The organism is Acinetobacter sp. WY4 (assembly GCF_018438165.1).
GTDB lineage: Bacteria > Pseudomonadota > Gammaproteobacteria > Pseudomonadales > Moraxellaceae > Acinetobacter.
In genome coordinates this window covers 1,513,690-1,526,669 of sequence record NZ_CP053947.1, presented here as the reverse complement: position 1 = coordinate 1,526,669, position 12,980 = coordinate 1,513,690, and the positions used below count along the sequence as shown (strand labels likewise).

General features: G+C 35.0%; 8 protein-coding genes and 2 pseudogenes. All 10 read left to right on the top strand.

The genetic code is table 11. The features are described from left to right. Positions 1-51 precede the first annotated feature (51 nt). The 10 genes and pseudogenes from G4D73_RS07200 to G4D73_RS07155 all read left to right on the top strand — a co-directional run bounded on the left by G4D73_RS07200 (position 52) and on the right by G4D73_RS07155 (position 12,969). Positions 52-669, top strand: a complete 618-nt coding sequence (locus G4D73_RS07200; protein WP_228305202.1) for a 7-cyano-7-deazaguanine synthase — start codon at positions 52-54, stop codon at positions 667-669. Beyond that, positions 669-1,403, top strand: a complete 735-nt coding sequence (gene qatD / locus G4D73_RS07195; protein WP_071320606.1) for a Qat anti-phage system TatD family nuclease QatD — start codon at positions 669-671, stop codon at positions 1,401-1,403. The genes G4D73_RS07200 and qatD overlap by 1 nt, the downstream gene beginning before the upstream one ends. Then, positions 1,384-1,647: pseudogene (locus tag G4D73_RS07190) on the top strand (integrase core domain-containing protein); the annotation flags it as partial. The gene qatD and the pseudogene G4D73_RS07190, both read left to right, overlap by 20 nt. An 81-nt stretch (positions 1,648-1,728) precedes the next feature. Then, positions 1,729-3,684, top strand: a complete 1,956-nt coding sequence (locus G4D73_RS07185) for an alkyl/aryl-sulfatase (protein ID WP_000693745.1) — start codon at positions 1,729-1,731, stop codon at positions 3,682-3,684. Between the two features lie 538 nt (positions 3,685-4,222). Further along, the gene (locus G4D73_RS07180; RefSeq protein WP_076753047.1) at positions 4,223-6,910 is read left to right on the top strand and encodes a class I SAM-dependent DNA methyltransferase; all 2,688 of its coding nucleotides are present in this window, start codon (positions 4,223-4,225) and stop codon (positions 6,908-6,910) included. Positions 6,911-6,920: 10 nt separating this feature from the next. Continuing rightward, complete coding sequence (locus tag G4D73_RS07175; RefSeq protein WP_071320471.1) at positions 6,921-8,852, top strand: DEAD/DEAH box helicase; 1,932 nt, start codon at positions 6,921-6,923, stop codon at positions 8,850-8,852. Positions 8,853-8,855: 3 nt separating this feature from the next. Beyond that, on the top strand, positions 8,856-9,143 hold the full coding sequence (locus tag G4D73_RS07170) for a hypothetical protein (RefSeq protein ID WP_020752787.1): 288 nt from the start codon (positions 8,856-8,858) through the stop codon (positions 9,141-9,143). A gap of 4 nt (positions 9,144-9,147) precedes the next feature. Continuing rightward, complete coding sequence (locus tag G4D73_RS07165) at positions 9,148-10,062, top strand: GIY-YIG nuclease family protein (protein WP_016803698.1); 915 nt, start codon at positions 9,148-9,150, stop codon at positions 10,060-10,062. A 387-nt stretch (positions 10,063-10,449) separates the two neighbouring features. Further along, positions 10,450-11,850, top strand: a complete 1,401-nt coding sequence (gene drt2 / locus G4D73_RS07160; RefSeq protein ID WP_071320470.1) for an antiviral reverse transcriptase Drt2 — start codon at positions 10,450-10,452, stop codon at positions 11,848-11,850. A gap of 115 nt (positions 11,851-11,965) precedes the next feature. Then, positions 11,966-12,969: pseudogene (locus G4D73_RS07155) on the top strand (Fic family protein). Positions 12,970-12,980: the final 11 nt, after the last annotated feature.

The following is a 12,980-nucleotide window of genomic DNA, read 5'->3' as shown; positions in this document are numbered from 1 at the left end:
CATAATTAACCCTATAAAGGTAGCCCCTTTGGAGCTTTAATCGCTACTGCTTTGAGTAAAAACCATCATTCAAATAAGATAATACCGCTTTACATTCCCGAGAATGGCCTCATTTCTATTAACCCTCCACTTACTCCTAGGCGAATAGGTTCATTAAGTACGCGAACAACACATCCATACTTTCTAAAAAAATTAAATGAACTATTTTCAAGTATAGATTTACCAGTAGAGTTATTAAATCCTTATCAGTTCAAGACCAAAGGAGAAATGATGCTCGAATGTAAAGATCAAAAGTTATTGAAAAAGGTTGCTACTGATACAGTATCCTGTGGGAAATGGAAGAGGTCAGGAGTGCAATGTGGTAAGTGCTTACCGTGTTTGATTAGGCGTGCCTCATTTAATGCATCCCAATTTAAAGATTTAACTGATTATCAATACTCTGTTTTAAGTGATGTGATTAAACGAGATAAGCAGAGGGATGACCTAATGTCTATGGTTATGGCGATCAGCAAAATTAAAAATACTGGAAACACAAATTTGTGGGTAGCAAAATCTGGATTTTTGCCAATAGAGCCTAAGGAACGTCAGCAAATCATTGATACTGTTTTAAGAGGGTTTGCGGAAGTAGAGCAGTATCTAAAAAAAGAGAATTTAGGTGTAAACATTTAATGTTTCCGTTGATCGATTTTCATTGTCATTTGGACTTATACGAAAATCCACAAGCTGTGGTCTCAGCTTGTGGAGAGTCAAATTATATTTTGTCTGTAACAACTACGCCAAAAGCTTGGTTTGGTACAAAGAAGCTTGCTGAAAATCATAAACGAATTCAGACAGCCCTTGGTCTTCATCCTCAAATAGCACATGAGCGTTATGACGAGTTAGATTTTTTTGATTTACTAATCAATGAAACAAAGTATATAGGTGAGATTGGTCTGGACGGCTCATCAGCACTGAAAGCTCATCAAAATATACAAAGTAAAGTTTTCCAACATATTTTGAAAACAGCTAATAGTTCTTCACCTAAAATATTAACTATACATAGTCTTAATGCTGTGGAAGCGACTTTAGATGGATTAGATACTTATTTTAATAATGGTATACCAATTTTACATTGGTATACAGGGAAACAGGATGGTTTAAAAAAAGCCATCGCTCAAGGATGCTGGTTTTCAGTTAACCAAAGGATGTTGTCTAGTGATAGAGGTCGGTTGCTTGTAAGTCATATACCAAAAGATAGAATATTAACTGAAACAGATGGACCTTTTGTTATGAATGGGAATAAGCCGCTACAGCCAGCATCGGTCATGCCTGTTATTAATAAGTTAAGTGATATTTGGGGAGAACCCAAGGAAAATGTTCAGAATCAAATTTTTGAAAACTTAAGAAGTATTGAAATCAAATGACATCCAAATCAGCATGGATGGTAAAGGTCGATGGGTTGATAATGTGATGGTTGAACGATTATGGCGGAGCGTTAAATATGAAGAGGTGTATCTCAAAGCCTACAGCAATGTTTTGGATGCGAAGAAGCAATTAAACGCATATTTTGAATTTTATAATTTGAAACGACCTCATTCGAGTCTGGACAAAATGACTCCAGATGAGTTTTACTATGACCAGCTACCACAACAAAATAAGGTAGCTTAACTAGAGCAGAGTATCACTTATAAATAAGCTTTTAGTTGTTCAAACATGTGGGACCACCTCTATTTAAAAAAAGGAAAGAAGATGAAAATTAAGTTTTTAACAGTTTCATTGATGCTTATTCTGCCATTTTCTGTTTTTGCAGCAAATACTGTAGTAGAAAAAGCGGTCATTGAATCAAATAATACATATAAGGCGAAGTATAACTTAGAGGATATGACTGAGTTTAATCAGGCTCAAAAGGGCTTTATTGCCAAGCCAACAGGTCAAATTAAAAGTGAGAAAGGCAATGTTATCTGGGATTTTGATGCATTTAGTTTTTTACAAGATCAAGCACCAAATACCGTTAATCCCACTCTATGGCGACAAGCAAAATTAAACAACAATGTTGGGCTATTTAAAGTAACAGATCGAGTTTGGCAAATTCGTGGTTTTGATTTGGCAAATATGACCATCATTCAGGGTGATACTGGCTGGATTATTGTGGATACATTAACCTCTAAAGAAACGGCTGAAGCAGCACTTAAATTTGCTAGACAGCATTTAGGTGAGCAAAAAATTTCAGCCATTATCTTTACCCATAGCCATATCGATCATTTTGGTGGTGCATTAGGCGTTCTTTCTAGCGAAGAAATTAACGCTAGAAAAACTCCAATTATTGCGCCAAAAGGCTTTATGGAAGAAGCGACCAGTGAAAATGTGATGGCAGGTTCAGCCATGATACGTCGTGCGACTTATATGTATGGAACTTTTCTACCTAAAAATGCGGAAGGATTGGTGGATACAGGTTTAGGTAAGGCTGTTGCTGTGGGAAAAATGGGCATCCTTGAGCCTACACAACTGATCACTCAACCAGAACAGAAAATGACGGTTGATGGCTTGGATTTTGTGTTTTATAACGTGCCGGGTTCAGAAGCACCAGCAGAATTAACGTTCTCTATCCCATCATTGAAACTTTATAACGGCGCAGAAATTCTATCTCATACCATGCATAATCTTTATACCCTTCGGGGTGCTAAAGTCCGTGATGCCTTAAAATGGGTGGGCTATCTAGACCAAGCAATGCAGCATGCCAAAGCATCCGATGTATTGATTGCACAGCATCATTGGCCTGTCTGGGGCAATGACAATATTCAAGATTTTATTAAAACCCAGCGAGATGTTTATAAGTTCACGCATGATCAGACGGTGAGATATATGAACTCTGGTTTTAATGGCGCTGAAATTGCCGAAAAAATTAAGCTTCCAGCGGCACTTGATCAAAAACTATATGCTCATGGCTATTATGGAACCCTAAAACATAATGTAAAAGCAGTATACCAATATTATATGGGATGGTTCGATGCCCATCCTTCCAATTTAGATCCATTACCCCCTAAAGCTGTTGCAAAAAAATATATTGAGTTAGCAGGTGGGGAGAACAATGCATTGAAAAATGCGCGGGATGCCTACGCTCAAGCTGACTATAGATGGGCTGCCGAGATTTTAAAACATATTGTGTTGAATAACCCTCAAAACCAACAAGCAAAAGACTTATTGGCGAATACTTATCGTCAATTGGGCTATGCTGCTGAGGCTTCAACTTGGCGTAATTTCTTTTTGGTGGGCGCTCAAGAGCTACAAAATAATGTACCCCTACAAAATACTTCTGATCCGAGTGATTTATTGATTCATACACCAACTGAAAGATTTCTTGAAGCTATGGCGACAAATTTAGATGTGGAAAATTTAAAAAATGAAAACCAGTGTATCAATCTGGTTTTGTCGGATACCAAAGAGCATTTTTCATTATGGGTTGAAAACTCAGTCATGCAGTTTAAGCGTTATGATGAAAGTAAAGATTTGGCATTGGATTGCCCTACATTAACCTTAACCAAGCCCTTATATCTAAAAATGATTACAGGTCAAATAGAAGGGGTAAAAGTCCTGCTTTCTAAAGACAGTAAAGTCAAAGGTAATCCACTGAAAATTGGAAAATTCTTTGCAATGTTTAAACGTCCAGATTCAATTTTCCCGATTGTGACTCGACCAAATGGCTAAGCTCAAATAAGTAAAGTCGAAACTTAAATTAATAGATCCAAAGAAATGGGTGAAATTATCAACTTGGTTCTCCCAATCTTATAACAGGAATACAAGAAATTATTTCTTGTATTCCTCTTTAAAATTAAAAGTAAGCTATATGTATTTTAACTCTATTGATACTTTATTAAATGGTTTTTGAATTTTTATACTTTATTTTCGATGGAGATATTTTTATTAGTAGCTTGTTTAAAAAAGATTTGTTTATTTTTCTATTAATTGCTTCTAAATAATAACTTCAATATTTTTGTGGTTAAAAGGCCAGGCTTTTAAGTGCAGTGAATTAAAGTCTTGGTTAGTTGTGTTTTGATAAATATGAGGTATTACACATAAATTAGCAAAAACCTTATTTTTGAAATATTAAATAAAACTAACAGAAGTTATCTATCGGGTAAGTATAAATGACGACAAAATATGTCGTGAGGATAAAATTTTGTTATTTATATATTTTTTTATTTATATAAAATATTAGACAGCTATTGAATGGTTCTGTGCCTACATGAATATTATCCAAATTGAAGAAAATATAAAACAACTTATTCACTTGATTTCTCAGGGTAAGTTGGCCCACAAAGATTTTATCTACGAATTACTTTTAGCTTATGGGCATCGCAGTCAGTCTATTGGACGTGTTCGTAATGGCGAGCGTAATTTAGCGGAAGATAAAGAAAATTCTGTTTTTTGGAAGCGTCAAATATATTTCAAAATTGCGAAACAAGATGATTTACATGGTCTGATTGACCAAATGAAGAATGAAAAGCGAACTGAAAGTAATAAGATTCGCTTCTTGATCGTGACAGATTTTAAAAATCTATTAGCCATAGATACTAAAACACAAGATACATTGGATGTTCCTTTTGGTGATTTAGCTAAAAAATTTGATTTCTTCTTACCATGGGCTGGGATGGAGAAAGCCGTATATCAAGGCGAAAACCCTGCGGATGTTAAGGCTGCTGAAAAATTAGCAAAGCTTTTTGACGAAATTAAAGCAGATAATTTCGATGAAGATGACTTACATAATAAAAATAACTTACATCAACTTAATATATTCCTATCTCGACTGCTATTTTGTTATTTCGCTGAAGATACAGAGATTTTTAAAGACAAGCAGTTTACTTCGGCAATATCAAAGAGCAATGAAGATGGATCAGATTTATCATCTTTAATTGGTCGATTATTTAAAGTCTTAAACCAGTCACCTGAAGATCGTGAAAAAGATTTACCTGAATACTTAGCAGATTTTCCTTATGTAAACGGTGGTTTGTTTAAAGATGATATTCAAGTTCCAAAATTCACAGGTAAATCACGTAGGATTTTGATTGAGTGTGGTGCGGAATTAGATTGGTCCGATATCAACCCTGATATTTTTGGTTCTATGTTCCAAGCGGTTGTTCATACTGAACAGCGTAGCACGATGGGACAACATTACACTTCTGTTCCCAATATTATGAAGGTAATTGAGCCTTTATTCTTAAATAATCTCTATGAAGAATTAGAGAAAAACCAAGACAGCATTAATAAGCTATTAAAATTACAGCAACGTTTAGGTCAACTTAAAATTTTTGACCCTGCCTGCGGTTCAGGTAACTTCCTTATTATTGCGTATAAAGAGCTTCGTAAATTTGAAATGGAGCTTTTAAAACGTATTCAAGAATTAGAACTAGAAAAAACAGGTCAACCTTCAAAACCATTTTCAGTAATTCAGGTTTCTCAATTTTATGGGATAGAAATTGATGATTTTGCGCATGAAATAGCGATTTTGTCATTATGGTTAGCTGAACATCAGATGAATATAATGTTTAAAGATGAGTTTGGGGCATTCCTTCCTTCCTTGCCTTTAAAACAAGCTGGTCAAATTATTCAAGGAAACTCTTTAGCTAAAAATTGGATCAATGTCTGTGGTGATGATGGTGAAATTTATATCCTAGGTAATCCACCATACTTAGGTGCTCGTCTTCAAACTACAGCACAAAAAAATGATGTTAAATCACTTTTTGGATCATTAAAAGGTAGTAACAATCTTGATTATATTAGTTGCTGGTTTAAAAAAGGTGTAGAGATGATCTCTGCCTCTAAGGCGAAACTAGCGTTTGTTACTACGAATTCAATAACTCAAGGTGAACAAGTATCTGTTTTATGGCCTAAGCTTTTACAAAATAGTATAGAAATATCTTTTGCCTATACTTCATTTAAGTGGTCGAACAATGCAAGAAGTAATGCTGGGGTTACAGTAGCTATCATTGGCATGGCTTCATCAGAAAATATAAAAAATAAATATTTAATTTCAGATGAAGTTATTGAAACTGTTGATCATATAAATCCTTATTTAATTAACCTACCAAATATATTCATTGAAAAAAAGAGCAAACCTATTTCAAACATACCTAAAATGTCATTTGGCAGTATGGCGAATGATGGGGGAAATTTATTCTTAACGAATGAAGAAAAAACACTAATTCAAGAACAAATCCCTCAAGCAATGAAATATATTAAAAAAGTTCTTGGTTCCGTTGAGTTTATTCGAGGAATTGATCGCTACTGTATCTGGACGGATCAATTAGGGTATGAGGAACTAAATAAAATTCCATTCTTCAACACTAGATTTGAATCCGTAAAACAACATCGACTCTCTAGTGATCGTGAGGCTACTCAAGAATTAGCTAATACTCCTTATGCATTTGCTGAAAATAGATATAGATACAGTTCAGCAATTATTATGCCTAGAGTTTCCTCGGAAAGACGAGAATATATACCTATCGGTTTTTTAGGTGAAGAAAATATTATTTCAGACTCCGCTTTAGCAATCTATGATGCTGAGCCTTGGTTGTTTTCAATTTTAACTTCTCGAATGCATATGCAATGGGTGAAAATTGTTGGAGGACGATTAAAAACAGATTATCGATATTCTGCTTCTATTGTTTATAACACATTCCCAGTGCCTAAAATTGATGCTCAAATGAAAGAAAAGTTAACTTTAACTGCTATTAATATTTTAGCTATCAGAGAAAATTATAGTCATTTAACATTGGCAGACTTATACGATCCAGATCTAATGCCAAATGACTTGAAAGAAGCTCATGAAGAAAATGATATACAAGTCGAGAAACTGTATAAAGCTAGCCCGTTTAAATCAGATGAAGACCGATTACGTGTCCTATTCTTAAACTATATTAAAATGACAAAATAAGTGAACTACTATGAAAAATATTGTAGAAGTAAATTATCAACAAACTGGGGAAAGTACCTCAATTAATAATATGGGGATGCGAGCTATGCAAGCTCGCGCCTTCGAATATCGTAATAGTCAGTATTTACTCTTAAAAGCCCCACCCGCATCAGGTAAATCTCGTGCATTAATGTTTTTGGGTTTAGACAAGATACACAACCAAGGGTTGAGCAAAGTTATTGTAGCTGTACCTGAACGCTCTATTGGTGGTTCATTTGCCAGTACGAAGCTGAGCGAAAGTGGCTTTTTTGCAGATTGGGACATCAAACCTGAAAATAATTTATGTACTGCTGGTGGCGATAAAAGCAAAGTAAAAGCCTTTAAACGTTTTATGGAAGGTACAGATCAAATTTTAGTATGTACACATGCCACACTAAGATTTGCCTTTGAAGAGCTTGAAGATCATGTATTTGATAATACATTAGTGGCAATTGATGAATTCCATCATGTTTCAGCCGATGCTGACAATATTCTAGGTACTGTTCTTAAATCTTTAATGGACAATACCTCGGCTCATATTGTTGCGATGACAGGTTCATACTTCCGTGGCGATAGCGTTCCTGTACTTACGCCTGAAGATGAAGCGAAGTTTGATAAAGTTTCTTTTAACTATTACGAACAACTCAATGGCTATAGCTATTTAAAGTCATTAGGCATTGGTTATCACTTCTATAAAGGACGTTACTTTGTAAAAGATGATGAAGGCATTATTGCAATTGCAGAAGTACTAGATACCGATAAAAAAACCATCATTCATATTCCAAACGTAAATTCAGGTGAATCAACCAAAGATAAATATGATGAGGTGGATGCGATCCTCGAAATCATTGGTGAATTTGTCGCTAAAGATCCTGATACTGGAATTATCACGGTTAAACGTGCAGATGGTAAGATATTAAAAGTAGCAGACCTCGTTGAAGAAGATGGCCGTGATAAAGTTGTTGAATATCTGCGTAACATTAAAACCGTAGATGATCTTGATCTTATTATTGCCCTAGGTATGGCGAAGGAAGGCTTTGACTGGCAATTCTGTGAACATGCTTTAACGATTGGTTACCGTGGATCTTTGACTGAAATTGTGCAGATTGTGGGACGTTGTACACGAGATAGCTCGAACAAATCACATGCGCAATTTACTAATCTTATTGCTCAACCTGATGCACAGGATACTGAAGTTAAATTTGCAGTAAACAATATGCTGAAAGCAATTACTGCATCTTTATTAATGGAACAAATACTCGCACCAAACTTCAAATTTAAAACCAAACGTGATGATGAGGATATTGTTCCATCAGGTACGCTTACGATCAAAGGTTTTAAAGAACCAAGTACAGCAAAAACAAAGGCTATTATTGAAAATGATCTTGTGGACCTAAAAGCAGCGATTCTTCAAGATGCTAAAGTGATTGCAGGTTCAGCAGGTAAGGTTGAGCCTGAAGTGGTGAATAAAGTCCTTATCCCTAAGATTATCCAAACAAAATATCCTGACTTATCGAGAGCTGAACTTGAAGAAGTGAGTCAATATTTAGTCGTTGACTCAGTGATTAGCACAGCAGAAGTCAAAGAAGTTGGTGATAAAAAATTTATTCGTATGGCGGATAAATTTATCAATATCGAAGACCTGAATATTGATTTAATTCAGTCTGTGAATCCATTCCAAAAAGCTTTTGAAATCCTATCAAAAGAAGTCACAGTTAATGTACTAAAATTGATTAAGGAGGCAATCGAAGCAACTAAAATTACCATGACTCAAGAAGAAGCCATTGAGCTATGGCCTAAGTTAAAAGCCTTCAAAGTTCAGTTTGGTCGTGAGCCTAGTCTAGAATCAAACAACTTAATTGAAAAACGATTAGCTGAATGCCTAATTTATATTCGTGAGCAACGTAGACGAGCTGGAGTGTAATACGTGGAAGATTTTAGCTGGCTTCAAGATATGATTGCTGATGATGACTTAGGTCTTTTAAACGTAAAGAAAAAGACGTCTGGTCTAACGGCTGATGAACAATTGGTCTCAAAATTTAATGAAATTAATAATTTTGTGACACAGCATGGGCGTGTACCTGCTAAGGATATGAAAAACATTTCTGAGTTTATGCTTGCGAGCCGTTTAGAAGCAATTCAAACCAATCCAGAGCAATACATGGCTTTAGCAGATTATGATGAACATAATTTGCTGCCACAACATCAGGATTAAAGATATGTCAGATATTAAATCACTTGAAGATATTTTTAACGATGATGATCTAGGTTTGCTTGATGATGGTAAAGATGGTGACATCTTTAAAATTAAGCATGTACCTATCCAACGTGCAGCAGCAGATGAAGTTGCTAAACGTAAACGTTGTAAGGACTTTGATCAGTTTGAGCATTTATTTAAAGATGTTCACAGAGAGCTTCGAGAAGGGAAACGTAAGCTGTTACCGTTCAACGATAAGGGTTATCAACTGGTTGAAGGTAATTACTATGTTTTAAACGGCTTATTAGTTTATCTAGCAGATATTAATTTTACTTCTGAAGCGAAAACAGTTGATGGTAAGCGTTTCCGTAAAGATGGGCGTACCCGTACTATCTTTGAGAATGGCACCGAATCAACTATGCTTTATCGCTCATTGGCTAAAGCATTGTATAAAGATGGGCGCATTGTTTCAGAAACGAATGAGCAAGAAAACTCTAACTTTTATACTAATTTTAGTGGTATCACTGAAGATGATACATCGACAGGCTATATTTATATTCTGAAATCTAAAAGTACAGATCCACGTATCCAATCATACGATCATCTTTACAAAATTGGTTTCGCCACAACAACTGTTGAAAAACGTATTGCGAATGCAAAAAAAGAGCCTACTTATTTGATGGCTGATGTTGAAGTCATTGCTGAATATCAAGCTTTCAATATTAATCCGCAGAAGTTTGAATATTACTTACATGCTTTCTTCGGTGAATCTTGCCTTGATTTATTGGTCGCAGATAAAGATGGTAAAAATCATCAACCGAAAGAATGGTTTATTGCACCTTTACAAGTAATTCAGCAAGCTGTTGAGTTGCTAGTAAATGGGCAGATTATGAGTTATCAATACAATAAGTTTAAGAAAGAGATTGAGTTGAGATAGCGGTATTCTCAAAAGATAGTAATAAAACTATGTATTGATTTTAATAAATTTTTTGTGTAAATTTACTATGCCTTTGGAGTGGACTATCCAGCTCGCAGAGGGATGCAGTTTGAACTGTCCAGCAGTTTATTGAGAAATATTGTAATAAAGAACTGAACCATCAAGGTTGTAAGTTGTTCCAATAGTATCAGTACACAGTTGTTCATCATACTAGCTCCAATAGTATAGCATATTAAGTTAATGCGTTATCCGAGGATGTTTTTCGGTAAAATTAGTGCTGGATTTGAAGAAGTAAGAACATTTTCAGATCAAAGTTTAAAGACTCCGTAAGGGCGTAACGTGAGACGCGACACAAGCCCTTACGGATCTGCTAAATAGGGATTAGCATTGAATTTTGAAAAATATAAAAATGAAATCTATGATAAAAAACATATTCTAAGAGTTCAGAATAAGAAAATTCCTAAATCAAGAATTCATTTTGATACACCACTTGATGCTCAAGCCGCTTATTCTCTTGTCGCTCAGCCAGATAATGTAGCTAAACATTGGTTTTTACCTTTTATTGGATTTGAACAACGTACACGAAAAATTAAAAGTCATAATGGTTTAAGTCGTAGAGCCGCTAAAAAACGACCTTTAAGATATGCAGCTAACCAAGACGGTTATATTTATGCCTATTATTCACATCTTCTCACTGAAAAATATGAAAATTTCATAAAAGATACTCCTCTACAAAACTCAGTATTAGCCTATCGCGCATTGGGTAAATCAAACATTGAATTTGCTAAAGAGATTTTTGATTGGATCAGTCAAATAAGAGAATGTAATGTACTCACAATTGATCTATCAAGCTTTTTTGATACTTTAGATCATGGAATTCTGAAAGAACAATGGCAGCGTGTTAATGGCGTACCTTGCTTATCTAAAGATCATTATATTGTTTTTAAATCATTAACTAATTACTCATTTTTAGATATAGAAGAAGCTCTGGTTGCTTTAGGATGGCCCGATAAGTCAAAAAGAAAAGAGAAAGGTGAAAAAACTACAAATCCTTTGAGAAAAAAAACTAGCAAGCCTTACCAAGCCCTAGATGATTTTCGAAGCATTCGAAAAAAAAAAGTTACTAATGCTGATGGTGTTGTTAGATATCTAATCCAGAAACCAAAAAAAATAGATGGGAAAAGATATGGAATTCCTCAAGGTTCTCCTATGTCTGCCATACTTTCAAATATTTATATGTTGGACTTTGACAAATATTGTTGTGAGTTAGCGAATAATTTTGGTGGAATATATAGGCGTTATTGTGATGATATTATTTTAGTTTTTCCTCAAAACATAGAAATGAGCGATGTTTATAAAACTATTGAAGAGCTATTGCTTAATCATGGAGGAAAAGAGTTAAAGATAAATCCAAGTAAGGTTGAAAAAATAAAATTTACTTGTATTTCAGGTGAATTGAGAGCCATCAACGTAGGTACTAACATTGATAAGCCCCTACAGTATCTTGGATTTATATACGATGGTCAAAAAATATTGATCAGGTCATCTAGCTTATCGAATTATTATCGACGTTTGATTTCCAAAATTAGAGCATCAAAAAATAAAGCTAAACGAAATGAATCAAAAACTTACCGTAGAAAAATCTATCGAATGTATAGTCATCTAGCTCATAAACAACGAAATTTTATAACTTATACATATAGAGCTTCAGAGATCATGAATGATTTATCTGTAAAAAAACAGTTATCCAACCACTGTAAGCGCATCCATAATGAGTTGGAAAAATGAATAACGAATTATAATGGTAGAATTAAATAGACTTTAAATGATTGAATAATTGTAAAATCAATATTTTACAATAGATCGTATAATTCTAAAATAAATTTGTAGGAATAGCCTCCTTATGAAATACCAACCGCCTTATACCATCACATCTAAAATCATTCATCTAATTGCACAGATTAGTGAGAATATAGGGCGCTTGACTGTTTTAGAAGAAATCCAAGACAGCTTAAAACTACGAAAAGCCAATCGTATCCGTACCATTCAAGGCTCACTGGCGATTGAAGGGAACACTTTAAGTACGGAACAGATCACGGCGATTCTAAATGGTAAGACCGTAATTGCACCTCCAAAAGAAGTTCAGGAAGTGCGTAATGCGATTAAAGCCTATGAAGCCTTTCAGCAGTGGCAACCAAGTCAAGAGTCGGACTTACTACAAGCTCATCAAATTTTAATGACAGGCTTGATTGATGAAGTTGGTCAGTATCGTCATGGTGGTGTCGGTGTAATGTCAGGTGATCGAGTGGTGCATATGGCTCCGCCTGCAAATCAAATTAATCGACTGATGGTTGACTTACTTGATTGGTTAAATGATAGCGAAGTGCATCCTCTTATCCAAAGTTCAGTATTTCACTATGAGTTTGAATTCATTCATCCATTTGCGGATGGCGATGGGCGCATGGGAAGGCTATGGCAAACTTTAATATTAAGCAGATGGAATCCAATCTTTGCTAATATTCCTGTTGAAAGCCTGATTTATCAAAATCAGAAAGCCTATTATGAAGCATTACAAGCAAGTACGGATCGAACAGATTCAGCACCTTTTATAGAATTTATTTTGCAGATGATTTTAGATGCAATTCTTAGTTCAACTGATACCGCTCAAGATAGCGGTCATGTTACCGCTCAAGCTTACGTACAAGTGAGCGATCAAGTTCAGCGTTTAATTTCAGCAATGAAGCTAGAAGACTACACTTTGGCTGAGTTGATGCAATTGGTTGGTTTAAACCATCGGGCAACATTCCAAAGAATTATTTGAATCCAGCAATAGAAGCAGATTTGATTGAGCGTACTATTCCAGATAAGCCGAAAAGCCCTAAGCAAAGGTATCGTCTTAAATCATGATTTAGCTTGAA

Bases quoted from the DNA above. Each gene is read 5' to 3' on its own strand.
- G4D73_RS07175 (WP_071320471.1), top strand. From the start codon at position 6,921: ATGAAAAATATTGTAGAAGTAAATTATCAACAAACTGGGGAAAGTACC.
- qatD (WP_071320606.1), top strand. From the start codon at position 669: ATGTTTCCGTTGATCGATTTTCATTGTCATTTGGACTTATACGAAAAT.
- G4D73_RS07185 (WP_000693745.1), top strand. From the start codon at position 1,729: ATGAAAATTAAGTTTTTAACAGTTTCATTGATGCTTATTCTGCCATTT.
- G4D73_RS07180 (WP_076753047.1), top strand. From the start codon at position 4,223: ATGAATATTATCCAAATTGAAGAAAATATAAAACAACTTATTCACTTG.
- G4D73_RS07165 (WP_016803698.1), top strand. From the start codon at position 9,148: ATGTCAGATATTAAATCACTTGAAGATATTTTTAACGATGATGATCTA.